The organism is Streptomyces phaeolivaceus (assembly GCF_009184865.1).
In the GTDB taxonomy this organism is placed as follows: domain Bacteria; phylum Actinomycetota; class Actinomycetes; order Streptomycetales; family Streptomycetaceae; genus Streptomyces; species Streptomyces phaeolivaceus.
This window is the reverse complement of record NZ_CP045096.1, coordinates 5,152,334-5,176,729: the sequence shown is the minus strand read 5'-3', so window position 1 is coordinate 5,176,729 and position 24,396 is coordinate 5,152,334. Positions and strand designations below refer to the sequence as shown.

At 67.9% G+C, this 24,396-nt stretch carries 20 protein-coding genes; 10 read left to right on the top strand and 10 right to left on the bottom strand.

Annotated elements, in window-relative coordinates:
- Positions 1 to 77: 77 nt before the first annotated feature.
- The gene (locus tag F9278_RS24430; protein WP_152170237.1) at positions 78 to 1,367 is read left to right on the top strand and encodes an MFS transporter; all 1,290 of its coding nucleotides are present in this window, start codon (positions 78 to 80) and stop codon (positions 1,365 to 1,367) included.
- A 151-nt stretch (positions 1,368 to 1,518) separates the two neighbouring features.
- Here the strand turns inward: F9278_RS24430 and F9278_RS24425 are convergent, their stop codons facing one another.
- Complete coding sequence (locus F9278_RS24425) at positions 1,519 to 2,967, bottom strand: CCA tRNA nucleotidyltransferase (RefSeq protein WP_152170236.1); 1,449 nt, start codon at positions 2,965 to 2,967, stop codon at positions 1,519 to 1,521.
- Between the two features lie 232 nt (positions 2,968 to 3,199).
- Here F9278_RS24425 and F9278_RS24420 point away from each other — a divergent pair, with 232 nt between their 5' ends.
- The 7 genes from F9278_RS24420 (at position 3,200) to trxA (ending at position 12,881) form a co-directional block, all read left to right on the top strand.
- Entirely contained in the window at positions 3,200 to 5,608 is a 2,409-nt protein-coding gene (locus tag F9278_RS24420; RefSeq protein WP_152170235.1) for a DUF6049 family protein, read from the top strand.
- A gap of 47 nt (positions 5,609 to 5,655) precedes the next feature.
- Positions 5,656 to 7,887, top strand: a complete 2,232-nt coding sequence (murJ, locus tag F9278_RS24415; RefSeq protein ID WP_152170234.1) for a murein biosynthesis integral membrane protein MurJ — start codon at positions 5,656 to 5,658, stop codon at positions 7,885 to 7,887.
- Between the two features lie 118 nt (positions 7,888 to 8,005).
- On the top strand, positions 8,006 to 9,733 hold the full coding sequence (locus tag F9278_RS24410) for a protein kinase family protein (protein WP_152170233.1): 1,728 nt from the start codon (positions 8,006 to 8,008) through the stop codon (positions 9,731 to 9,733).
- A 24-nt stretch (positions 9,734 to 9,757) separates the two neighbouring features.
- Positions 9,758 to 10,471 (top strand): RNA polymerase sigma factor SigM, encoded by a 714-nt coding sequence (gene sigM, locus F9278_RS24405; RefSeq protein WP_152170232.1) that lies wholly within the window; start codon positions 9,758 to 9,760, stop codon positions 10,469 to 10,471.
- Positions 10,468 to 11,364 carry an anti-sigma factor family protein gene (locus tag F9278_RS24400; RefSeq protein WP_152170231.1) on the top strand — a complete coding sequence of 299 codons (897 nt, stop codon included), beginning with the start codon at positions 10,468 to 10,470 and terminating at the stop codon, positions 11,362 to 11,364. The genes sigM and F9278_RS24400 overlap by 4 nt, the downstream gene beginning before the upstream one ends.
- 171 nt (positions 11,365 to 11,535) lie before the next feature.
- Complete coding sequence (gene trxB, locus F9278_RS24395) at positions 11,536 to 12,507, top strand: thioredoxin-disulfide reductase (protein WP_152170230.1); 972 nt, start codon at positions 11,536 to 11,538, stop codon at positions 12,505 to 12,507.
- A gap of 41 nt (positions 12,508 to 12,548) precedes the next feature.
- Positions 12,549 to 12,881, top strand: coding sequence for a thioredoxin (gene trxA / locus F9278_RS24390; protein ID WP_045558506.1), 333 nt, complete (start codon positions 12,549 to 12,551; stop codon positions 12,879 to 12,881).
- Positions 12,882 to 12,947: 66 nt separating this feature from the next.
- On the opposite strand, the gene F9278_RS24385 is transcribed toward trxA, so the two are convergent.
- From F9278_RS24385 to rpmH, 9 genes are all read right to left on the bottom strand, one after another.
- Complete coding sequence (locus F9278_RS24385) at positions 12,948 to 13,565, bottom strand: GNAT family N-acetyltransferase (RefSeq protein WP_152170229.1); 618 nt, start codon at positions 13,563 to 13,565, stop codon at positions 12,948 to 12,950.
- A 321-nt stretch (positions 13,566 to 13,886) separates the two neighbouring features.
- Positions 13,887 to 14,981, bottom strand: coding sequence for a ParB/RepB/Spo0J family partition protein (locus F9278_RS24380; protein ID WP_152170228.1), 1,095 nt, complete (start codon positions 14,979 to 14,981; stop codon positions 13,887 to 13,889).
- On the bottom strand, positions 14,978 to 16,051 hold the full coding sequence (locus F9278_RS24375; RefSeq protein WP_152174094.1) for a ParA family protein: 1,074 nt from the start codon (positions 16,049 to 16,051) through the stop codon (positions 14,978 to 14,980). Before F9278_RS24375 ends, F9278_RS24380 begins: the two co-directional genes overlap by 4 nt.
- Before the next feature lie 289 nt (positions 16,052 to 16,340).
- On the bottom strand, positions 16,341 to 17,057 hold the full coding sequence (gene rsmG / locus F9278_RS24370) for a 16S rRNA (guanine(527)-N(7))-methyltransferase RsmG (RefSeq protein WP_152170227.1): 717 nt from the start codon (positions 17,055 to 17,057) through the stop codon (positions 16,341 to 16,343).
- A 115-nt stretch (positions 17,058 to 17,172) separates the two neighbouring features.
- Positions 17,173 to 17,685, bottom strand: a complete 513-nt coding sequence (locus F9278_RS24365; protein WP_152170226.1) for a Jag family protein — start codon at positions 17,683 to 17,685, stop codon at positions 17,173 to 17,175.
- 15 nt (positions 17,686 to 17,700) lie between these two features.
- Positions 17,701 to 18,984 (bottom strand): membrane protein insertase YidC, encoded by a 1,284-nt coding sequence (gene yidC / locus F9278_RS24360; RefSeq protein ID WP_152170225.1) that lies wholly within the window; start codon positions 18,982 to 18,984, stop codon positions 17,701 to 17,703.
- 3 nt (positions 18,985 to 18,987) lie between these two features.
- On the bottom strand, positions 18,988 to 19,341 hold the full coding sequence (gene yidD / locus F9278_RS24355; protein WP_152170224.1) for a membrane protein insertion efficiency factor YidD: 354 nt from the start codon (positions 19,339 to 19,341) through the stop codon (positions 18,988 to 18,990).
- Positions 19,338 to 19,709 carry a ribonuclease P protein component gene (gene rnpA, locus F9278_RS24350; RefSeq protein WP_152170223.1) on the bottom strand — a complete coding sequence of 124 codons (372 nt, stop codon included), beginning with the start codon at positions 19,707 to 19,709 and terminating at the stop codon, positions 19,338 to 19,340. Before rnpA ends, yidD begins: the two co-directional genes overlap by 4 nt.
- 21 nt (positions 19,710 to 19,730) lie before the next feature.
- Entirely contained in the window at positions 19,731 to 19,868 is a 138-nt protein-coding gene (rpmH, locus tag F9278_RS24345; protein ID WP_005482975.1) for a 50S ribosomal protein L34, read from the bottom strand.
- A 417-nt stretch (positions 19,869 to 20,285) separates the two neighbouring features.
- On the opposite strand from rpmH, the gene dnaA reads away from it, so the two are divergent.
- Together dnaA and dnaN are read left to right on the top strand one after the other, a co-directional pair.
- On the top strand, positions 20,286 to 22,319 hold the full coding sequence (gene dnaA, locus F9278_RS24335) for a chromosomal replication initiator protein DnaA (protein ID WP_152170222.1): 2,034 nt from the start codon (positions 20,286 to 20,288) through the stop codon (positions 22,317 to 22,319).
- A 901-nt stretch (positions 22,320 to 23,220) separates the two neighbouring features.
- A complete protein-coding gene (gene dnaN / locus F9278_RS24325; RefSeq protein WP_037689673.1) occupies positions 23,221 to 24,351 on the top strand; it encodes a DNA polymerase III subunit beta in 1,131 nt (376 codons plus the stop codon).
- The last annotated feature ends 45 nt before the right edge of the window (positions 24,352 to 24,396 follow it).

Sequence of the window (24,396 nt, the reverse complement as noted above, 5' to 3'; positions counted from 1 at the left end):
GGGCGTTCGTAGTGGGCTGTTGAGGGTCTCCGGGGCATGTGCCCCGGGGGCCCTCCCCGTATGTGAGGCTGTGCCCCATGTCCGTCGTGCGCGACCTGCGTGTCCTGCTCCGCCTCCGGGACTTCCGGCATCTGCTGACCGTACGGCTGCTGTCCCAGGGAGCCGACGGCGTCTACCAGGTCGCGCTCGCCACCTACGTCGTCTTCTCGCCCGAGAAGCAGACCTCGGCGGCGGCCATCGCCTCCGCGATGGCGGTCCTGCTTCTCCCGTACTCCCTCGTCGGCCCCTTCGCCGGCGTCCTGCTGGACCGCTGGCGACGTCGCCAGGTGCTGCTGTACGGAAACCTGCTGCGTGCCCTGCTGGCGTCCGTGACCGCCGTCCTGATCCTGGGCGACGTGCCCGACTGGCTCTTCTACGCCTCCGCGCTCTGTGTCACGGCGGTCAACCGCTTCGTACTGGCGGGACTCTCCGCGGCGCTGCCCCGTGTGGTGGACGCCGACCGCCTGGTGATCGCCAACTCCCTCTCACCGACCGCCGGAACGCTCGCCGCGACCGCCGGCGGCGGACTCGCTTTCGTCGTACGGCTGGTGGCCTCGGACTCCGACGCCGTGGTGGTCCTCCTCGGCTCGACCCTGTACCTCTGCGCGGCCCTGGCTTCCCTGCGCATGGCCCGGGAACTGCTCGGCCCGGATCCGGAGTTGGTCCAGCCGCGGCTCTGCGCTGCGCTCGCCGGGACCGCGCGAGGTCTGGCAGCAGGCGTACGGCACCTCGCCGAGCCGGGGCGACGGGCGGCTGCCTGGGCGTTGACCTCGATGACGCTGATGCGGTTCTGCTACGGCGCCCTGACGGTCATGGTGCTCATGCTCTGCCGATACGCCTGGTCGTCCGACACCTCCGCGGCATCCGACTCCGAGCAGGGGCTGGCCCTTCTCGGTCTCGCCGTGGGGATCTCGGGAGCCGGGTTCTTCACCGCGGCGGTGATCACGCCCTGGGCAGCCGGGCGACTGGGGCCGGGCATGTGGATCGTCACCTGCTCCGCGGCTGCCGCCCTGTTGGAACCGGCCCTCGGCCTGCCGTTCACGGAAGTACCGATATTGATCGCGGCGTTCGTCCTGGGTCTGGTCACACAGGGAGCGAAGATCTCCACGGACACGATCGTCCAGTCCTCCGTCGAGGACGGCTACCGGGGACGGATCTTCTCCCTCTACGACGTCCTGTTCAACATCGCCTTCGTCGGTGCCGCCGCCGTGGCAGCCCTGATGCTTCCACCGGACGGCCGCTCGGTCGCCCTGGTCATCACCGTGGCCGTGATCTATGGAGTGATCGCCGCGGCCATGGCCAGAGTCGAGGTGACGAGGCAGCGCTGACGCAGGGGCACCGATGTTTCACGTGAAACATCGACCCCTCGGCGCCTGCCTTCCCTCGCAGACTCCGCTGACACAACAGCGCGGGCGCGATGTTTCACGTGAAACATCGCGCCCGCGCCGGAGCCTCACCGGGACTTCGGAGTACTGGTCGTCACGATGCCTGCGACGTCTGAGCCCACCACTCCTTGAGTGCGGTGACCGCCTCATCGTGTTCCATCGGCCCGTTCTCCAGCCTCAGCTCCAGCAGGAACTTGTACGCCTGCCCGATGACGGGGCCGGGGCCGACACCCAGGATCTCCATGATCTGGTTGCCGTCGAGGTCCGGGCGGATGGCGTCCAGCTCCTCCTGGTCCTGCAGTTGGGCGATGCGCTCCTCCAGGCCGTCGTACGCACGCGACAGAGCGTTAGCCCTGCGCTTGTTCCGTGTCGTGCAGTCGGAACGGGTCAGCCGGTGGAGCCGGTCCAGGAGCGGGCCGGCGTCGCGCACGTAGCGGCGGACCGCGGAGTCCGTCCACTCACCGGTGCCGTATCCATGGAAGCGCAGGTGAAGTTCGACCAGACGCGAGACGTCCCTGACGAGGTCGTTGGAGTACTTGAGGGCCACCATGCGCTTCTTGGTCATCTTGGCGCCCACCATCTCGTGGTGGTGGAAGGAGACCCGGCCGTCCTTCTCGAATCGTCGGGTACGCGGCTTGCCGATGTCGTGCAGCAGCGCGGCGAGCCGCAGGGTGAGGTCCGGCCCGTCGTCCTCGAGCGCGATCGCCTGCTCCAGGACGATCAGTGTGTGGTCGTAGACGTCCTTGTGCCGATGATGCTCGTCCCGTTCCAGACGCAGCGCGGGCAGCTCGGGCAGGACGTGCTCGGCGAGGCCGGTGTCGACCAGCAGGCTCAGGCCCTCGCGAGGGTGGGCGGACAGGAGCAGCTTGTTCAGCTCGTCCCGCACCCGCTCGGTCGAGACGATCTCAAGACGGCCGGCCATGTCCGTCATCGCCGCGACGACCTCGGGGGCCACCTCGAAGTCCAGCTGGGCGGCGAAACGCGCGGCCCGCATCATGCGCAGCGGGTCGTCGGAGAAGGACTCCTCCGGGGTGCCAGGCGTACGCAGCACACGCGCGGAGAGGTCCTCGAGCCCACCGTGGGGGTCGATGAACTCCTTCTCGGGGAGGGCCACCGCCATCGCGTTCACCGTGAAGTCGCGACGTACGAGATCTTCCTCGATCGAGTCGCCATACGACACCTCGGGCTTGCGCGAGGTCCGGTCGTACGCCTCGGAGCGATAGGTCGTGACCTCGATCTGGTAGCCGTCCTTCTGCGCTCCCACCGTGCCGAAAGCGATCCCGACCTCCCAGACCGAGTCCGCCCAGGGCCGCACGATCTTCAGCACGTCCTCGGGGCGGGCGTCCGTCGTGAAGTCCAGGTCGTTGCCGAGCCGGCCGAGCAACGCGTCCCTCACCGAACCGCCGACCAGGGCGAGCGAGAACCCGGCCTGCTGGAAACGGCGGGCGAGGTCGTCGGCTACAGGGGAGACCCTCAGCAGTTCACTCACCGCGCGGCGCTGCACCTGGCTCAGGGCACTGTTGTCTTCGTTGGCGTTCGGCACAACAGAAAAGGGTACGTGGCGCCGGTGGCACCGGTCGCCTCCATTGAATGTGCACAACGGCTTCCCGCAGCCGGCCGTCTCGCCGACTCCCTCGATACGTGCACATACGGGGACAGCCCGGCCTCACCCCCGATCTTGTGGAGCGGACCGCGGCACTTCCCCTCAGCGCGCATCGTTACCATGCGTGGACGCACATTCCGACGACCACTGACGACGAGGGACGGGCGAGCGCGTGGCCGAGGCGGCAGACTTCCAGGGGACGAGTCCCTCACCTGCCCGCCGGTGGCTGCTGCGCACCGGGGCACTGTTCGCCGGGGCGCCCCTGCTGGCCGGCCTGTTCCAGCTGCCCGTGGCCCCGTCCGCGCAAGCGACGCCGCAGGCCTCCCTGGCCGAGGCGACGGGGTCCAGCACCGTCGAGGTCTCCCTGGACTCACTCAGCCCCAGCGTGCCCAGCGACGGCGACACGGTGACCGTGTCCGGAACGGTCACGAACAAGGGCAAGCAGACGGTCACGGACGCCCATGTGGGCCTGCGTGTGGCCTCGGCCGCCGTCACGGGCCGTTCAGCCATCGACGACAGGGCCAAACGCACCGGCTTCGACCAGTACGCCGACGGGACGGAGGTCGGCGGGAAGTATGTGGAGGAGTTCTCCGAGCTCGCCTCCGGTGTGGCCCAGCCCTTCACCATCTCGGTTCCCGTCAAGGAGCTGGACCTCGGCTCGGACGGTGTCTATCAGCTGGGCGTCTCGCTCTCGGGCAGGACCGCGGCAGCCCCGTACGACCACGTCCTCGGGATCCAGCGCACGTTCCTGCCGTGGCAGCCCGACGAGGCAGGGACCAAGACGAAGACGACGTATCTCTGGCCGCTGATCTCCACCACCCACCTGACGGCGGAGACCGGTCCCGGCGAGCAGCAGACGCCGGTCTTCCTGAACGACGATCTGGCCAAGGAGATCTCGGCGGGCGGACGCCTGGAGCAGATGCTGACGCTGGGCAAGGACCTGGACATCACCTGGGTGATCGATCCGGACCTGCTGGCCTCGGTCGTCGCGATGACGGAGAGCTACCGGGTCCGCAGCGGGGGCACTACCGTCGAGGGCAGGAACCAGGCCGTCGCCAAGGAGTGGCTGGCGGAGCTGGAGACGGCGGTCCAGGGCGAGGAGGTGGTCGCCCTCCCCTTCGCGGACCCGGACCTCGCGTCGCTGGCCCACAACGGCAAGACGATCACCGGTTCCCTCAGCCGGCTGAAGGACGCCACCGATGTGGCCTCGGACACCGTCCAGAACATCCTCCGGGTGGTACCGGAGACGGACTTCGCCTGGCCCGTCAACGGCGCCGTCGACCCGTCGATCGTCAATGTGGCCATCTCCGCGGGCGCCGACAAGGTGATCGCCCGCAGTGACAGCCTGCGAGAGAGCGACAGCCTGTCCTACACGCCCAACGCGGCCCGGCCCATCGGCGGCGGCACCACGGCGGTGGTCTCCGACGCACGGCTGTCGACGGCGTTCCAGGGCGATATGACGAAGGCCGAGAGTTCCACGCTGGCGGTGCAGAGATTCCTCGCCCAGAGCCTGATGACGGATCTGCAGAACAACAAGCAGCGCAGCATCGTGATCGCCCCGCAGCGCATGCCGTCGGCAAGCCAGGCACAGACGATGGCACAAGCCCTGACCGCGCTCCAGGGCGGAAACTGGTCGCAGCCCCAGGAGCTGTCCGCTGCAGCCGCCGCGAAGCCCGATCCCGGCGCCAACACCAAGATCCCGTCGGCCTCGGCGTACCCGTCGTCGCTGCGGAAGCAGGCGCTGTCCAAGTCGGCGTTCAAGGAGATCCAGACCACGCAGACGGACCTCGACCGTTTCAAGGTGATCCTCTCCGACCAGTCGCGCGTGGTCACGCCGTTCGGCAGGACCATGGACCGGGAGATGTCCACCTCCTGGCGGGGCCGGTCCATGGACGCGGCGGTCTACCGCAACGGTGTGCAGAGTTACCTCAACTCGCTCACCGAACAGGTCCGGCTGATCGAGAAGTCCGAGACGAAGCTCTCGGGCCGCAGCGCGACGATCCCCGTGACCGTGCAGAACAACCTCGTGCAGGGTGTCGGCAACCTGACACTCCGCCTCACCTCCCTGTCCTCGAAGCGTCTGAAGATCGATGACAAGGTCTTCGCGGAGCAGTCCGTCGACATCTCCGGCGGGCACAGCGAGTCGGTGAAGTTCACCACGAACGCCGAGGCCAACGGCAAGGCCGACGTCGTCGCCCAGCTCTACACGGCGGACGGCGAGAAGTACGGTGACGAGGTCAGGTTCACGGTGAACGTCACCGAGATCACACCGGCGGTGATGCTGGTGATCGCCGGTGGCGTGCTGCTCCTTGTCCTGGCCGGATTCCGGATGTACACACAGCGCAAGCGTGCCGCCGCCCGGCTGGAGGCGGAGGGGACCTCGACGGGCGACGACTCGTCGGAAAGCCTCCCGAAGGACGGGGGCGCGAACGCCGAGGCGGCCTCGGTCGTACACACTGCCGAGGAGGAGTCACCGGCCGAGGCCGGGAAAGACGAGCCGGAGCACCCGAGTGACCCGGCCCCGGACACCGCTCCGGAAAGCGCCGACCCGTCCGGCACGGGTGAGAGAGTGGACCGTTGAGCGACTGTCGTGGCCGGTTGGCCCGGGGACGATGAGGTGGGGTAACCATGAACGCGCCGTACGACGGTGACCGCGGCCAGGGCGCAGCCGACTCGGGGTATCCCGACGGCCCGCTCCCCGGGACGGGCCAGGTGCCGCCGCAGCCTCCCGCGGACATGTACCTCCAGGACGCCTACGACCAGGACCCCTACCGCGCGCGGGATCTCGTCGCCCAGGACCCGGTGGCCGAGGCGCTCTACGACCGCGCCGCGCACCCGCCGCCGGCTCCGGGCACCTACCAGCCCCAGCAGCCGCTCTACGCGCAGCCGTTTACCCCGCAGTACGCGCCCGACCCGCGGGTGTGGGCCCAGACTCCGGCCCCCGAGCCCGAAGGCCCGACCCGGCATCTGCCGTACGGCGACGACGCCCGCACGACCCAGTTCGTCGGCGTGGACGACCTGGTGACCCAGGCCGGCGAGGAGCGCCACGAGCCGGACGCGTTCGCCCACCTCTTCCGCGACCAGCAGCAGAGCGGCCAGACCCCCGTGGGACAGCCCTCCGTTCCCGGGCCTGCCCCGGCGCCCGGTCCGGGCCGCCCAACGTACGAGGCCCCCGCGCCCTCACCGGCTCCCACGCCCCCGCCCGCGCCCGCGCCCGCGGCGAAGAAGGGCGGGAAGGCCTCGGGCCTGCTGAAGTCGAGCGCCGTGATGGCGGCGGGCACCATGGTGTCGCGCCTCACCGGGTTCATCCGCTCGGCGATGATCGTCTCCGCGCTCGGCCTCGCCCTGCTCGGTGAGTCCTTCCAGGTCGCCTACCAACTGCCGACGATGATCTACATCCTTACCGTCGGCGGTGGTCTCAACTCGGTCTTCGTGCCACAGCTCGTCCGTGCCATGAAGGATGACGACGACGGTGGAGAGGCGTACGCCAACAGGTTGCTGACCCTGGTCATGGTGATCCTGGGGCTCCTCACCGCGCTCGCCATGTTCGCCGCACCACTGCTGGTCCGCGCGCTGTCGACCCCTCTCGCCGACGACGCCGCAGCCAATGACGTCGCCGTCACCTTCACCCGGTACTTCCTGCCCTCGATCTTCTTCATGGGCATCCATGTGGTGATGGGGCAGATCCTCAACGCCCGTGGCCGCTTCGGCGCGATGATGTGGACCCCGGTCCTCAACAACATCGTCATCATCGTCACCCTCGGCGCATTTCTCTGGGTCTACGGCAGCGCGGCCGACTCCCACATGACGGTCGAGAACATCCCGCCGGAAGGCGAGCAGCTCCTCGGTATCGGTATCCTCCTCGGCCTCGTGGTCCAGGCCCTGGCGATGATCCCGTACCTGCGGGAGACCGGGTTCCGGATGCGCCTGCGTTTCGACTGGAAGGGCCACGGCCTCGGCAAAGCCGCGATGCTCGCCAAGTGGACGATCCTGTTCGTGCTCGCCAACCAGGCGGGCGCCCTCGTCGTCACTCAGCTGGCGACCGCAGCCGTCACCGAGACGAAAATCGCCGGCACCGGTTTCAGCGCCTACGCCAACGCCCAGCTCATCTGGGGCCTGCCACAGGCCATCATCACCGTCTCGCTCATGGCCGCCCTCCTGCCGCGCATCTCGCGCTCGGCCGCCGAGGACGACACTGGCGCCGTTCGTGACGACATCTCACAAGGTCTGCGCACCACCGCGGTCGCCATCGTGCCGATCGCCTTCGGCTTCGTCGCGCTCGGCATCCCGATGTGCACGCTGATCTTCGGTTCCTCCGGCACCGGCGCCGCCACGAACATGGGCTTCATGCTGATGGCCTTCGGGCTCGGCCTGATCCCGTACTCCGTGCAGTACGTCGTTCTCCGCGCCTTCTACGCGTACGAGGACACCCGGACCCCGTTCTACAACACGGTCATCGTGGCCGCCGTCAACGCAAGCGCCTCCGCGGTCTGCTTCTTCGTGATCCCGGCCCGCTGGGCGGTGGTCGGTATGGCGGCCTCGTACGGTCTGGCGTACATGATCGGTGTCGGCGTCGCCTGGCGTCGGCTCAAGAAGCGGCTGGGCGGGGACCTGGACGGATCCAAGGTGATGCGGACGTACGCGAGGCTGTCCATCGCCTCGCTGCCCGCGGCGCTGCTCAGCGGCGCGGCCTGCTACGGCATCAGCCGGACGCTGGGACAGGGTGTCGGCGGCTCGATGCTCGCACTCGTCGGGGGAGGAATCGTTCTGCTCGGTGTCTTCTACGTCGCCGCGCGACGCATGCGCATCGAAGAGCTCAACTCGATGGTCGGTATGGTCCGCGGACGGCTGGGGCGCTGAGGCTGGGGTACGCGCACAACCATCGTCCGCCGCCGCGTGTCGCTCATAGCGGCGGACTGTGGGCACAATTGGCTTTGGCGTCTCAGAGCGCTCAACGGATGGGGAGGCAGGAACGACGGTGGCGGAACGGAGCACGGCTGCCGTCGACGTGGCAGACAACAGCGGCGACGAGCCGCTGACCGCACAAGCGGACCAGTCCACGGCCGACGGGGAGGCCCAGAACCGGGAGCGGGACACGGAAAGCTCGGCGAGCGAAGAGGCACAGGGGAGCGGCGGTACCGAGAGCCCTTCGAAGACGACACCGCCCGAACTGCACAGCGGCCACAAACTCGCCAGGCGCTATCGCCTCGAAGAGTGCGTCACCCGTCTGGACGGTTTCAGCAGTTGGCGTGCCGTGGACGAGAAACTGCGTCGCGCGGTCGGGGTGCATGTCCTGCCCGCCGACCATGCGCGCGCTCGTTCCGTGCTGGCGGCGGCCCGCTCCTCGGCGCTGCTGGGTGATCCCCGCTTCGTCCAGGTGCTGGACGCGGTCGAGGAGAACGACCTCGTGTACGTGGTGCACGAGTGGCTGCCCGACGCCACGGAGCTGACGGCTCTGCTGGCCTCCGGTCCACTGGAACCGCACGACGCGTACCAGATGGTCACTCAGGTCTCCCACGCCATGGCCGCCGCACACCGCGAGGGCCTCTCGCATCTGCGGCTCAATCCGAGCGCCGTGCTGCGTTCCGCCTCCGGGCAGTGGCGCATCCGTGGTCTCGCGGTGAACGCGGCGCTGCGTGGCATCAGCTCGGACACCCCGCAGCGCACGGACACGGAGGCGATCGGCGCGCTGCTGTACTCGGCGCTCACCCAGCGCTGGCCGTACGAGAACGACGCACACGGTCTCTCCGGGCTACCCAAGGGCGTCGGGCTCATCGCGCCCGACCAGGTCCGTGCGGGCGTCCACCGGGGGCTGTCGGAGCTCTCCATGCGCGCGCTCGTCAACGACGGTGCCACCGCCTCACGTCACGAGTCTCCGTGCACGACGCCGGAGGAGCTGGTGAAGGCGGTCGGCGAGATGCCGCGCATCCGTCCGCCGGAGCCCGCGTTCACCGCGCCACCCGACTATCAGCGGACGACGTACCAGCAGGGGTCGTACGGCCGTCAGTCACCGCACGCCGGCGTCACCCAGCCGCTGCAGACCCCGCCGCCCCCGCTGCAGAGCCGGACCGGCAAGGCCCTCAAATGGGCCGTCTCGGCGCTGCTGATCGCCGCGCTCGGTCTCGGCAGCTGGCAGTTGGCCGACGCGCTCATGAACGGTGGCGGCCAGTCCGGCGAGCCGGACACGAGCCAGACGTCGGACGGCGGCGACAAGGGCACCGACAAGGCCAAGCCCGTCACCACGCTCGGTATCAAGGACGCCGCGGAGTACTACCCGGACGGCAAGCCCCAGCACGCGAACGACGCGAAGCTGACGTACGACAGCAGCTCGTCGACGTACTGGCGGACCTACTCCTACAACGGCGGCCCCACACTGGCGCCGTTCAAGCAGGGCGTCGGCATCGTCTACGACCTGGGCTCGGCCCAGGAGGTGTCGGCGGCCTCAATAGGGCTGTACTACACCGGCGACCACACGACAGCCACGCTGTACGCGGCCCACTCCCTGTCTTCGTCCGCTCCCCTCAGCTCCATGACGAAGATCGCCACGAGCAGGACGAGTGGCACGGAACTGAAGATCTCGGCCAAGAAGTCGGTGAAGACCCGGTACGTTCTCGTCTGGCTCACCGATGTGCCCTACGCGAACGGTGACCAGTTCAGTGGTGCCGGCTACAAGCAGGCGATCACCGACGTGAAGTTCACGGGCTGAGAGCTCATCGAGGGAGGGGATCCGATGGCGCACAGTGCTGACCACAGCGGGGTAAGCGATCAGGATCTCCTGGCCCGGCACGTCAAGGGCGACCCCGACGCCTTCGGTGAGCTGGTGCGGCGGCACCGGGACCGGCTGTGGGCGGTGGCGCTGCGGACGCTGGGGGACCGTGAGGAGGCCGCCGACGCCGTCCAGGACGCGCTGGTGTCCGCCTATCGGGCCGCCCACACCTTCCGTGGCCAGTCGGCCGTCACGACCTGGCTGCACCGCATCACGGTGAACGCCTGCCTGGACCGTGCCCGCAAGGCGGCATCCCGTAAGACGTCGCCCGTCGACGACACCGAGCGCTTGGAGCAGCTCCTGGAGCCGCACGAGTCGGCTTCCGCTCCGGCCGAGCGCAACGATCTGCACCGCCAGCTGCTGGAGGCGCTCGGCACCCTGCCGCAGGATCAGCGGGCGGCGCTCGTGCTGGTGGACATGCAGGGCTACCCGGTAGCGGAGGCCGCGCGGATCCTCGACGTGCCGACCGGCACGGTGAAGAGCCGCTGCGCCCGTGGCAGAGCCAGACTCCTGCCGCTCCTGACCCATCTCCGTGCGGATGGCGAGGGTGACGGCGGCAGAAAGTCGGGGCGTGGAAGGAACCGGGCGCAGGGGACATCCGTCCCACCCGCAGCGGGACCACATGATGCAGGGCCAAGCGATTCAGCTGCTGTGAAGGGCGGAGGTGGGCGAGCGTGACATCCACGACCGACACGGCCGGGCACCCGGAAGTCACCGAGATCTCCGACCTCAGCGAGGGGCTGCTGCCTCCGTCCCGTACCTCGGACGTCCGACAGCACCTGGAGGAGTGCCCCCTCTGCGCCGACGTGTACGCCTCACTGGAGGAGATCCGCAGCCTTCTCGGCACCCTGCCGGGCCCTCCCCGTATGCCCGACGACGTGGCGGGACGGATCGATGCCGCCCTGGCCGCCGAGGCGCTGCTGGACGCCACGGCGTCCCAGAGCCAGGACACCGAAGACCGTTCCGACGTCTCCCACACAGTGACGAGCGGCAGCGGCGCGCATGTTTCACGTGAAACATCGTCTGCGGCTGATCGCTATGCCGGTCATCCACGCGCGTCCACCGGCCCAGGCCGGACGAGCCAGAGGCGGCACAACCGTCGCAGGACGGCTATCGGCGCCGTCTTCGCGATCGCGGCCCTGGGTTTCGGTGCCGTCCTCGTCCAGTCGATCGGTGAGGACGACAGCCCCCCGAGTGCGTCTCCGACGGCCTCCGATGTCTTCTCCGGCGTCAAGCTGGAGAAGCGGGTCCAGGACCTCCTGGGCGATACGGAGAAGGAGAGCACGCCGGAAAGGGATATCTACGGGACCCAGGGAACCAAGGACAAGAGCACGAACACGCTCTTCAAGACCGAGGTGCCCGACTGCATCGCGAAGGGCATTGGCGACACCACGGACGCCATCGCTTCCGAGCCCGGTAGCTACCAGGGAACCGACGCGTATCTTGTGCTGCTGCCTGACCGCTCCGACGACTCCCGCGTGACTGCCTACGTGGCCGACGCCTCCTGCTTGGACAAGGCTTCGGAGCCCGCTGCCGACATTCTGGCGAAGCACTCGTACGACCGTCCCTGAGGACTGTCTCGCTCCTCGTGCCGTCCTGGCATCCCGGTGGGGTGTCCAGTCTCCGTGTGCCCGGACACAGTGGGAATGCGCGCCCCTTAGGATCCGTTGGGTGGGGTGAGAGTTCCGAGAGCAGCTCCCACCGGCAGTACGCAGCAGTCTCCAGAGACGAGGAATCAAGCCGTGAGCGACGTCCGAAACGTGATCATCATCGGCTCCGGGCCCGCCGGCTACACGGCGGCGCTCTACACCGCGCGCGCGTCGCTGAAGCCGCTGGTGTTCGAGGGCGCCGTCACCGCAGGCGGCGCGCTGATGAACACCACTGAGGTGGAGAACTTCCCGGGCTTCCGGGACGGCATCATGGGCCCCGACCTCATGGACAACATGCGGGGGCAGGCCGAGCGCTTCGGTGCCGAGCTGATTCCGGACGACATCGTCGCCGTCGACCTGAGCGGCGAGATCAAGACCGTCACGGACACCGCTGGCACGGTGCACCGCGCCAGGGCCGTCATCGTCACCACCGGCTCCCAGCACCGCAAGCTCGGGCTGCCCAGCGAGGACGCGCTCTCCGGCCGCGGTGTCTCCTGGTGTGCCACCTGTGACGGGTTCTTCTTCAAAGACCAGGACATCGCCGTGATCGGCGGCGGTGACACGGCCATGGAGGAGGCCACCTTCCTCTCGCGGTTCGCCAAGTCCGTGACCATCGTCCACCGCCGGGACACCCTGCGTGCCTCCAAGGCGATGCAGGAGCGTGCGTTCGCCGACCCGAAGATCTCCTTCGTGTGGGACAGCGAGGTAGCCGAGATCCAGGGTGACCAGAAGCTCGCCGGACTGAAGCTGCGCAACCTCAAGACGGGCGAGACCTCCGAGCTGCCGGTGACGGGTCTGTTCATCGCGATCGGCCACGACCCGCGCACGGAACTCTTCAAGGGGCAGCTCGACCTGGACGACGAGGGCTATCTGAAGGTGGCCTCTCCCTCGACCCGGACGAACCTGACCGGTGTCTTCGCCGCTGGTGATGTCGTCGACCACACGTACCGCCAGGCGATCACCGCGGCCGGCACCGGCTGTTCCGCCGCCCTCGACGCCGAGCGCTACCTCGCCGCCCTCGCCGACGGCGACCAGGCCGCCGAGCCCGAGAAGACCACCGTCTGACCCCCGTCCGCCCCACCGCACCAACCAGTTAGGAGCCCTCAGTGGCCGGCACCCTGAAGAACGTGACCGACGATTCCTTCGAGCAGGACGTCCTCAAGAACGACAAGCCCGTCCTGGTGGACTTCTGGGCCGCTTGGTGCGGTCCGTGCCGCCAGATCGCGCCGTCCCTCGAAGCGATCGCCCAGGAGTACGGCGACAAGATCGAGATCGTCAAGCTCAACATCGACGAGAACCCCGCCACGGCAGCCAAGTACGGCGTCATGTCCATCCCGACGCTGAACGTCTACCAGGGCGGCGAGGTCGCCAAGACCATCGTCGGTGCCAAGCCCAAGGCAGCGATCGTGCGTGACCTCGAGGACTTCATCGCCGAGTGATGTTTCACGTGAAACATGAAGGGGCCGACCCAGGCGGGTCGGCCCCTTCGCTCTGCAACGACCCCCTCAGAGAGGTCGCAACGCCGGTTCCTTCTGCACGGCTCCCAGAAGCCGATCCAAGGCCAGCTCGACGTCCTCCTTCCAGGAAAGCGTCGTCCGCAGCTCCAGCCGAAGCCTGGGGTAGGTGGGGTGGGGACGGACCGTCTTGAAGCCCACCGCTGTCAGATGGTCAGCGGGTAGGACGCACGCCGGATCCTTCCAACGGGCGTCCCCGAAGGCCTCGATCGCCTTGAATCCCCGCCGCAGCAGATCCTTGGCCACTGTCTGGACCATCACTCGACCGAGCCCCTGCCCCTGATAGCCCTGCCTGATGAAGGCGGTCATCAACTGGACCGCGTCGGGAGACACCGGGCTCGTGGGGAACGCCATGGCGCGGGGCACATAAGCCGGCGGCGCGTACAGCACGAAACCCACCGGCACTTCGTCCACGTAGACGACCCGACCGCAGGACCCCCAGTCCAGCAGGACCGCGGAGATCCACGCCTCCTTCTCCAGGGCCGGGGTGCCCGCCCTTAGTGCGGCCTCGCCGCTGACTGGGTCCAACTCCCAGAAGACACACGAGCGACAGCGCTTGGGAAGGTCCTGAAGGTTGTCCAGCGTGAGCGGTACGAGCCGACGCCCCATGAAGGCTGTTCCTCGCTTCCTTCGCCCGCAGCGTCGCGAGCGGCTGTCAGAGCGCTCCGCTCCCTGAGCAGACTGCCGACGAACCCGCCGACCGCCCCCAGTCCCAGGCATGCGGTCACCAGTCCGGATCGGCTCACGGTTCGCATGGCCCCGCCCTCCAAAGATTCACCAGGTCGATGCGCCATACCCAAACGCATCGTATCCACGATGCGATTGCCTAGATACCGCCTCAAAGCAAAGAGCGGGCTGTGTCCGGTATACATCGGACACAGCCCGCTCAGGCTGTCGACGGGCCGAATGCCGTCCCTCCATTCGACCGGCTCAGGCCTCCGCCTCCTCCGAGGCGTCGTCTAGGAGACTCTTCTGGAGAGCGAGCTTCTCGCCCGGGGCGAGCGTGCTCAGAATCCGCTCAAGGTCCTCTGTGGACGCGAACTCCACGGTGATCTTGCCCTTCTTCTGGCCCAGATCGATCTTCACGCGCGTCTCGAAGCGGTCCGAGAGGCGCGTCGCGAGCTCCCCCAGCGCCGGGGAGGGAACGGAGCCCGCTCGTGGGCCCTTGGACCGTGCCGAGGTCTTCGGATGCGACCCCATGAGGGTGACGATCTCTTCGACGGCTCGGACGGAGAGCCCCTCGGCCACGATCCGATGAGCCAGCTTGTCCTGCTCCTCCGAGTCCTCGACAGAGAGCAGCGCCCGTGCGTGCCCTGCGGAGAGAACTCCGGCGGCCACACGGCGCTGAACCGCCGCCGAAAGCTTCAGCAGCCGCAGTGTGTTGGAGACCTGCGGACGGGATCGGCCGATGCGGTCCGCCAGCTGGTCGTGCGTGCAGTTGAAGTCCTTGAGCAACTGGTCGTAGGCGAAAGCCTCTTCCAGCGGGTTCAGCTGCGCACGATGCAGGTTCTCCAGGAGGGCGTCCAGGAGAAGCTTCTCGTCGTCCGTGGCCCGGACGATCGCCGGGATCGCCTCCAACTCGGCCTCGTGGCAGGCTCGCCAGCGCCGCTCACCCATGATGAGCTCATAGCGACCGGGGCCCGCCTGACGTACGACGATGGGCTGGAGAAGGCCGACCTCCTTGATGGAGGTGACGAGTTCCTGGAGCAGATCCTCGTCGAACACCTCGCGCGGCTGACGCGGGTTCGGGGTGATGGAGTCGAGAGGCAGTTCCGCGAAGTAGGCACCGATGGGTGCCGCCGGCAGCTCCACCGCTCCGTTCGGCGACGTCTCCTCTGTTTCACGTGAAACATGCGGAAGCGTGGCCACCTTCGCGGCTCCCACGCCGCGCTCGGGCGTGAACACAGACGCCGCCGGCGGCGTGGGCGCAGGTACTGCCGCTGCCGGAGACTCCTTCTCTCCTGTCGCGGCTGCTGGGATCAGTGCGGCGAGACCACGGCCCAACCCCCTCCGTCGATCACTCACTGGATCCCCTCCACCACACTCGGATTGTTCTGAGCACCGATATGGGCGTGCGTCGGGTCGTACCCGACGCCTACGCCCTTCAGTGCGATTTCTCGTGCCGCCTCAAGGTAGGAGAGGGCACCGCTCGATCCTGGATCGTAGGTCAGCACCGTCTGCCCATAGCTCGGCGCCTCGGAGATACGGACCGAACGGGGAATGCTCGTCCGCAGCACCTCCTCGCCGAAGTGCGTGCGCACCTCGTCGGCGACCTGGGACGCCAGACGCGTCCGGCCGTCGTACATGGTGAGCAGGATGGTCGACACATGGAGGACGGGGTTGAGGTGCCCCCGTACGAGGTCGACATTGCGGAGCAGCTGCCCGAGGCCCTCCAGCGCGTAGTACTCGCACTGGATCGGAATGAGGACCTCCTGGCCCGCGACCATCGCGTTCACCGTCAGCAGGCCGAGCGAGGGCGGGCAGTCGATGAGGATGTAGTCCAGGGGCTGCTCGTACGCCTGAATCGCCCGCTGCAGCCGGCTCTCTCGTGCCACCAGGGACACCAGCTCGATCTCCGCACCGGCGAGATCGATCGTGGCCGGCGCGCAGAAGAGGCCCTCTACATCGGGAACAGGCTGGACGACTTCTGCCAGCGGCTGGCTGTCGATCAGCACGTCATAGATGGACGGCACCTCGGCGTGATGGTCGATCCCCAGCGCGGTGGAGGCATTGCCCTGGGGGTCGAGATCGATCACCAGGACACGGGCGCCATGCAGAGCCAGCGAAGCGGCGAGGTTGACCGTCGTCGTGGTCTTGCCGACGCCGCCCTTCTGGTTGGCGACCACCATGACTCGGGTCTGCTCGGGTCGAGGCAGGCCTTCGCCGGCCCGGCCCAGAGCCTCTACCGCCAGTTGGGCAGCACGACCGATGGGAGTGTCGTCCATCGGGGGCGGTGTTTCACGTGAAACATCGTCCCCCATCGACTCGGTACGGGGGCCGGGGACCGGATCGGTCATCGGTCCCGCGATGTTGGCGTCGGACCGCAAGGATTCACTCTCCTCGACTTCAGGCTCGCAATGAACAGAGCCTCCCATGTCTTCGGGGTCATGAACCAGTGAGGCCTGGTCTTCTGTGGAGAATTCCACCTCTGTGGAAAACTCCGTTACCTCTCCGAGTGACCCGAGAGGCTTCCGGTCGCGCGGTTCGGCCGCGGCGCGGCCACGGCTGATGATGCCGTGAAGCAGGGAGCGACGTTTCACGTGAAACACGATGCCCAGCCGCACAGGCCACGCTCGCGCGACACTCCGAGATGCGTAGGTTGGGAAGCTTGTGTGGAGTACGACTCTTCGTCAGGACGGATCAGCGAACGTTCCGATCCGATGCCTAACGGCGTCGACGTACTCGCCCTGTCCGAGCAGCCTTCGCCCGTTTCGCCGCGAAGCGCACACCACCCGGGCTCTCCCCGACCTCCACACGGACCACCGTGGACAGTGGATCGACGACACCCTCACCGACATGCAGGATGGAGGTCTCGACCGCGCCGAGCTTGCTCAGAGCCGTGGAAGCGCTCTTCAGTTCCTCCTCCGCTGTGTCGCCCTTGAGCGCGAGCATCTCCCCGTACGGACGCAGCAGCGGAATACCCCACGCGGCGAGTCGGTCGAGAGGCGCCACGGCCCGAGCCGTCACCACGTGGACCGGCTGCAGCGTTCCGAGGACTTCTTCGGCTCGGCCACGGACGACGGTCACATGGTCGAGACCCAGGAGTTCGACGACCTCGGTCAGGAAGTTCGTGCGTCGCAGGAGCGGTTCGAGCAGCGTGATCTTCAGATCCTCCCGGACAAGGGCCAGCGGAATGCCGGGCAATCCGGCACCGGAGCCGACGTCGCACACCATCACCCCCTCGGGCACGACCTCGGAGAGCACCGCGCAGTTCAGCAGGTGCCTCTCCCACAGCCGGGGTACCTCCCGCGGGCCGATGAGCCCTCGCTGCACTCCCGCCTCGGCCAGGAGCTCGGCGTACCGGACCGCATCCGCGTAGCGATCACCGAATACGTCGCGCGCCTGCTCGGGCGCAGGGGGGAGCTCCGCTGACTCCGTCACGGGGACCGTCCTTCCGTACCGCAAGAGCGCACTGGGCGCTGACACCAGAACAACAGGCTGACAAAGTTCGGCCCCGTCTGCGGACAGACGGGGCCGGAGAAACGTACGTACCGAATCAGGCAGGCAGCACGACGACGAAGCGCTGCGGCTCCTCGCCCTCCGACTCGCTGCGCAGACCTGCGGACTTGACCGCGTCGTGCACGACCTTGCGCTCGAAGGGCGTCATCGCCTTCAGCTTCACGGGCTCGCCGGTGCTCTTGGCCTCGGCCGCCGCCTTGGCGCCCAGCTCGGAGAGCTCGGCGCGCTTCTTGGCCCGGTAGCCCGCGATGTCCAGCATCAGACGGCTGCGGTCACCGGTCTCGCGGTGGACGGCCAGGCGCGTGAGCTCCTGGAGCGCCTCGAGCACCTCGCCCTCGCGGCCGACGAGCTTGGTCAGATCGCGGCTGCCGGAGTCGCTGATGATCGAGACAGAGGCACGGTCGGCCTCGACGTCCATGTCGATGTCGCCGTCGAGATCGGCGATGTCCAGCAGACCTTCCAGGTAGTCCGCCGCGATCTCACCCTCCTGCTCCAGGCGGGTGAGGGTGTCGCCACCCTCGGAGGCGGTGGAGGTGGTGCCTTCCGTCACGGGATGGGCTCCTTCTTACTTCTTGGACGGGGACTTGGGGCGCTGCTGGCCCTTGCGCTGACCGGACTGGGCCTTGCTCCGGCCACCGGCGCCGGGCTTGGGCGCCGCCTTCTGGGCAGCGGCCGCCGGCTTGGCGTCCTCCGGCTGTTCGGACTTGGTCAGCGACGTGGGCTCGGTCTTCGGCTCGTCGTCGTCGGCGGTCTTCGCGGCACCGGACTGACGCTGGGCCTTGGTCTGGCGCTTGGGCTGCTGACGCTTGGGGGTACCGGACGTGGGCGTACCGTCCTCGGCCGTGGCGACGGTCGAGACCTCGCTCTTGACCACGGTGCCGTCGCCCTGAGCCGTGAGGCTCTCCTTGCCCAGGCCGGTGATGAACTTCCGCTCGTACTCGTTGCGGTCACGGCCCTTGGCGACGATCGCCTTGACGATGGCGCGCTCACGGCGGTTGCGGGTCTTGCCGTGCCGCGTGACGTGCTTGAAGAGGCGCTCCAGGTAAGCGGCCTGGGCCTTGGAACCCGGGGTCGGGTTGTTGTGGATGACGTACATCTGCTGGCCCATGGTCCACACGTTGGTGGTCAGCCAGTAGACGAGGACACCGACCGGGAAGTTGATGCCGAAGACTGCGAACATGACCGGGAAGATGTACATCAGCATCTTCTGCTGCTGCATGAAGGGCGTCTTCACCGTGGTGTCGACGTTCTTCGTCATCAGCTGACGCTGCGTGTAGAACTGCGACGCGGACATCAGGACGATCATGACCGCGGTGACGACGCGGACGGTGGTCAGCGAGGCGTCGAGCGCGGCGACGTCAGCAGAGCTGTCGGTGAACTTCGCGGCCAGCGGAGCACCGACGATGTGCGCCTTCTGGGCGCTCTGCAGCAGGCTCTCGTTGATGACACCGATGGTGTCGTTGTTCGCGATGCTGTTGAGCACGTGGTACAGAGCGAAGAAGAACGGGGACTGCGCCAGGATGGGAAGGCACGAGGAGAGCGGGTTGGTGCCCGTCTCCTTGTACAGCTTCATCATCTCTTCGGACTGACGCTGCTTGTCGTTCTTGTAGCGCTCCTGGATCTTCTTCATCTCGGGCTGCAGCGTCTGCATCGCCCGGGTCGCCTTGATCTGCTTCACGAAGAGCGGGATCAGGCAGATACGGATCAGGATCACCAAGGACACGATGGACAGGCCCCAGGCCCATCCGGTGTCCGCGCCGAAGAGGGCGCCGTACACGCTGTGGAACTGGACGATGACCCAGGAGACAGGTGTCGTGATGAAGCTGAAGAGGCTGGCAATCGTGTCCACTAATCATGCTCCTTGGGCATGGGACGGGCTCTCGGCGGCCGGGCCCGAGGGGACGTGCCCCTCGGTGGCCGGTTCGGCGGCGGAGGTCCCGCCCTTGCGTGCGCGCCACGTGCCACGCAGCATCTCGTGCCACCGTGGGCGCTTGCGCGGCGGGACATGGTCCACACCGCCGAGCGACCACGGATTGCACCGCAGGATGCGCCAGGCCGTGAGTGCCGTTCCCTTGATCGCACCGTGCCTGTCGATGGCCGTATAGCCGTAGTGGGAGCACGACGGGTAGTACTTGCACACCGGCCCGAGCAGCGGACTGATCGTCCACTGGTACAGCTTGATCAGCGCCAGCAGCGGGTACTTCATCGTGCGCCCCCTCCCAGCAGCCGCCCTATGGCGGCATCCAGGTCTTGGGCCAGTTGTACGTGGTCGGCGTCACCCGCTCCGGGCAGCGCTCGTACGACTACCAGGCTACCGGGGGGAAACAGGGCGACTCGATCGCGCATCAGATGGCGAAGTTTGCGCTTCACCTTGTTGCGTACGACCGAACCACCGACGGCTTTGCTCACGACGAAACCCGCACGCGTCGGGGGAGCGCTCTCCCCAGGCGCGTGCGGGTCCGTGGCACCGCTACGTAGGTGAACGACGAGGAGCGGGCGTCCGGCCCGGCGTCCTCGGCGTACCGCGGTCGCGAAGTCCTCGCGCCGCCTCAGCCGATGCTCGGTAGGCAGCACGACGTCATGACCTGATCTGGATCAGGCCGACAGGCTGGCGCGACCCTTGCTGCGGCGGTTCGCGAGAATCGCGCGACCGGCACGGGTACGCATCCGCAGGCGGAAGCCGTGGGTCTTCGCGCGACGACGGTTGTTCGGCTGGAAGGTGCGCTTGCTCACTCGGGGGCTCCAGAAAGAAATCGGTGTTTGCGGGTGCCGTCCTGGCTGTCACCGTGCGCCCACGAGTAGCTCGTATAAACGCCCGAGTGCACCGCTGTCCGATCACCTGACGCGATCTGTGCCCATCGGAGGCAGGCGGCAGCAGCCATCGACAACTCGACCTGGTTACGGTACGCGCGGCTACGCCATCCGGTCAAACCGGAGGTCACGGGGAGACACTATCCACAGGCTGGGGACAACAACTTGAACCGCACCCGTCGCCGTGACTACCGTGACGGAACTCCGATTCGTTCCCTTTCCTTTGGCTGCTGGGACCCGACCCACCCACCAGCACCTCATCCCGAGAGCCCCACCCGAGTTTCAAACCGACCTGTCCCAGAACCACACGTTCGTGGGACCTGTGAGAGAGCGTGCCCTGTGGCTGACGTACCTGCCGATCTTGCCGCAGTGTGGCCACGAGTATTGGAGAAGCTCCTCGGTGAGGGCCGCGGTCAAGGCGTCGAGGTGAAGGACGAGCGCTGGATCAAGCGCTGCCAGCCCCTCGCGCTGGTCGCGGACACGGCTCTTCTCGCCGTTCCGAACGAGTTCGCGAAGGGCGTACTCGAAGGCCGGCTCGCGCCGATCGTCAGCGAGACCCTGAGCCGGGAGTGCGGGCGCCCGATCCGTATCGCGATCACCGTCGACAGCTCTGTCGGCGAGCAGCCGTCCCCGCCGGCGCAGCACCGTTTCGAGGAGTCGGAGCTTCCTTCCGTCCCGTCGCAGAACCGCGACGGCTACGACAACAGGGGTGCGTACGACGGCCAGGGGCGCGACGCGCGTGGTGGGTACGAGAACCAGAACACGTACGACAATCAGAACGGATACGACGGCCAAGGCCGCGGCCCCTATGAGGGATACGGCCGCCATCGGGCCGACGACCGCGGTCCGGGACGTGGCGGCGAGCAGCTGAGCGGCGGGCCCGGCGACCAGTTGCCGCCCCCGCGCTCGGAACAGCTCCCCACCGGCCGCTCGGACCAGCTTCCGACCGCGCGCCCCGCGTATCCGTCCGAGTACCAGCGCCCCGAGCCCGGCGCCTGGCCGCGGCCGTCGCAGGACGACTACGGCTGGCAGCAGCAGCGGCTCGGCTTCCCGGAGCGGGACCCGTACGCCTCGCCGTCGTCGGACTACCGCTCGCAGCCGATGGACCGGCCGCCGTACGACCAGCAGCGCTCCGAGTACGACTCCCCGCGCTCCGACTACGACCAGGGCCGCGGCGACTACGACCGGCCGGGGTCCGACTCCGACTACGCGCGTCCGGACCGGCGTGAGCTCCCCGAGCCGCCGCCGGGCTCGGGGCATGTGCACCGGGGCGGCCCGGCCAGCAGCGCGCCCGGCCCGCTGGCGGCGCAGCCCGCGCCGGCGCCCGGTCCGGGTGAACCGACCGCACGCCTCAACCCGAAGTACCTCTTCGACACCTTCGTCATCGGTGCCTCGAACCGTTTCGCGCACGCGGCGGCGGTGGCCGTCGCCGAAGCGCCGGCGAAGGCGTACAACCCCCTCTTCATCTATGGGGAGTCGGGACTCGGCAAGACGCACCTGCTGCACGCGATCGGGCACTACGCGCGCAGCCTCTACCCGGGTACGCGGGTGCGGTACGTGAGCTCGGAGGAGTTCACCAACGAGTTCATCAACTCGATCCGTGACGGCAAGGGCGACAGCTTCCGCAAGCGGTACCGGGAGATGGACATCCTGCTCGTGGACGACATCCAGTTCCTGGCGGACAAGGAGTCGACGCAGGAGGAGTTCTTCCACACCTTCAACACGCTCCACAACGCGAACAAGCAGATCGTGCTCTCCAGCGACCGGCCGCCGAAGCAGCTGGTGACCCTGGAGGACCGGCTGCGGAACCGTTTCGAGTGGGGTCTGATCACCGACGTCCAGCCGCCGGAGCTGGAGACGCGTATCGCGATCCTCCGCAAGAAGGCGGTGCAGGAGCAGCTCAACGCCCCGCCGGAGGTACTGGAGTTCATCGCGTCCCGTATCTCGCGCAACATCCGCGAGCTGGAGGGCGCGCTGATCCGGGTGACGGCGTTCGCGTCGCTCAACCGGCAGCCGGTGGACCTCGGGCTGACCGAGATCGTGCTCAAGGACCTGATCCCGGGCGGCGAGAACGCGTCCCCCGAGATCACCGCCGGGGCGATCATGGCCGCGACGGCCGACTACTTCGGGCTCACGGTGGAGGATCTCTGCGGCACCTCACGGGGTCGCGCCCTGGTCACCGCCCGGCAGATCGCCATGTATCTGTGCCGTGAGCTGACCGATCTGTCGCTGCCCAAGATCGGCGCGCAGTTCGGCAACCGTGACCACACCACCGTCATGCACGCCGACCGCAAGATCCGCGCGCTGATGGCCGAGCGCCGCTCCATCTACAACCAGGTGACGGAGCTGACGAACCGCATCAAGAACGGCTGACAGAGGCCGCCGTACGTCGCTGAGGGCGCCCCGGGACGAGTTCCCGAGGGCGCCTTCGGCGTTCCTGCGGGGCCCCGTCCGTCCTCCGGGCAGGCCTCGGCCGTCGTCGCGCCGTCATCAGGTGTTCGATTACCTGCCGCGTTACGGCCTCCCTCCACAGATTCGGGGACTTTTTCCCGTCCACACCCTGGGGACCGGGAAGTTATGCAGATCGTGTCCACAGGGCGGACGATCGAGGGATCATCGAGCCAGGTCAACCCCCTGTGGATCCGTGGACGAAAGATCTCCACAGGCTGTGGACGAAGCGGGGATCCACAGACTGTGGACGGAGTTGTCCACCGACAACCCACAGGCTGAGGGCAGTTGTCCCCAGTGATCGTCGGCTTCTCCACATGCCTGTCCACTGTTCGGCAAGCCAACGCGCCTCCTCACCGTGTCGAGTGAAAGGCGTCACATGAAGTTGCCTGGTTGGGCTGTGGGAAAGGCGGGTAAACCTGGGGACGCCGTTGGGGAGAAGTGCCCCGGGGCTGTGCACGGCGTGTGCAGAACTTTCTGTTCTCCACAGATACCCCCGGTTGTCCACCGGCTCCGCCCACAGGCCCGGTGGACAAAATTTGCCGCCTGAGCTGCGAAAACGGGGTTATCCACGGTTTCCACAGGCCCTACTACTACTCCCAACTAGAGAGAGCTGGGAATCCGTTTCGAAGTGGGTCCTGTGCACAACTCGCTCTGGGCTGCCTGACCGCGCCTCGTCACGACTTGACCCCGAGAGGCTCCGAGTGTCAGTGGTGTGCGTCAGACTGTTCCCCGGTGTCCTTCCCCTCACAGGAACCAGCGACACCGGACAGACGACGAAGCCAGGCAGGGCGAGAAGCGCCGGCAACAGCAGGAGGCGGCAACAGTGAAGATCCGGGTGGAACGCGACGTACTCGCGGAGGCCGTGGCCTGGGCGGCGCGCAGCCTCCCGGCCCGTCCGCCGGCGCCTGTCCTCGCCGGCCTCCTTCTGAAGGCCGAGGAAGGCCAGCTGAGCCTCTCCAGCTTCGACTACGAGGTCTCGGCGCGAGTGTCCGTGGAGGCGGAGGTCGACGAGGAGGGCACGGTGCTCGTCTCCGGCCGACTGCTCGCCGACATCTGCCGCGCGCTCCCCAACCGACCGGTGGAGATCTCCACGGACGGTGTGCGGGCGACCGTGGTCTGTGGCTCCTCGCGCTTCACCCTCCACACACTGCCTGTGGAGGAGTACCCGTCGCTGCCGCAGATGCCGAACGCCACAGGCACCGTTCCCGGCGAGGTCTTCGCCTCCGCCGCCGCCCAGGTGGCCATCGCCGCCGGGCGCGACGACACCCTGCCCGTCCTCACCGGTGTGCGCATCGAGATCGAGGGCGACACGGTCACGCTGGCCTCCACCGACCGCTACCGCTTCGCGGTCCGCGAGTTCCTGTGGAAGCCGGAGAACCCCGAGGCGTCCGCGGTGGCCCTGGTGCCCGCCAAGACGCTCCTGGACACCGCCAAGGCGCTCACGAGCGGCGACAGCGTCATCCTGGCGCTCTCCGGCTCGGGTTCCGGCGAGGGCCTGATCGGTTTCGAGGGCGCCGGCCGTCGTACGACCACACGACTGCTGGAGGGCGACCTCCCGAAGTACCGCACGCTGTTCCCGACGGAGTTCAACAGCGTCGCCGTCATCGAGACCGCCCCCTTCGTCGAGGCCGTCAAGCGTGTCGCCCTGGTCGCCGAGCGGAACACCCCGGTGCGGCTGAGCTTCGAGCAGGGCGTGCTGATCCTGGAGGCCGGTTCCAGCGACGACGCACAGGCTGTGGAAAGGGTCGACGCCCAGCTGGAGGGCGACGACATCTCGATCGCCTTCAACCCGACGTTCCTGCTGGACGGCCTGAGCGCCATCGACTCCCCGGTCGCTCAGCTGTCGTTCACGACGTCCACCAAGCCCGCGCTGCTCAGCGGCAAGCCGGCCGTGGACGCCGAGGCGGACGAGGCCTACAAGTACCTGATCATGCCGGTGCGGCTCAGCGGCTGACTGGCCGGACACCGCCGCGGCCGAGGCGCCGGAGGTCGTCCACAG

Coding starts and splice junctions, on each gene's coding strand:
- murJ (WP_152170234.1), top strand. CDS start 5,656: ATGAACGCGCCGTACGACGGTGACCGCGGCCAGGGCGCAGCCGACTCG.
- yidD (WP_152170224.1), bottom strand. CDS start 19,341: ATGAAGTACCCGCTGCTGGCGCTGATCAAGCTGTACCAGTGGACGATC.
- F9278_RS24430 (WP_152170237.1), top strand. CDS start 78: ATGTCCGTCGTGCGCGACCTGCGTGTCCTGCTCCGCCTCCGGGACTTC.
- F9278_RS24385 (WP_152170229.1), bottom strand. CDS start 13,565: ATGGGGCGTCGGCTCGTACCGCTCACGCTGGACAACCTTCAGGACCTT.
- F9278_RS24375 (WP_152174094.1), bottom strand. CDS start 16,051: ATGGGAGGCTCTGTTCATTGCGAGCCTGAAGTCGAGGAGAGTGAATCC.
- sigM (WP_152170232.1), top strand. CDS start 9,758: ATGGCGCACAGTGCTGACCACAGCGGGGTAAGCGATCAGGATCTCCTG.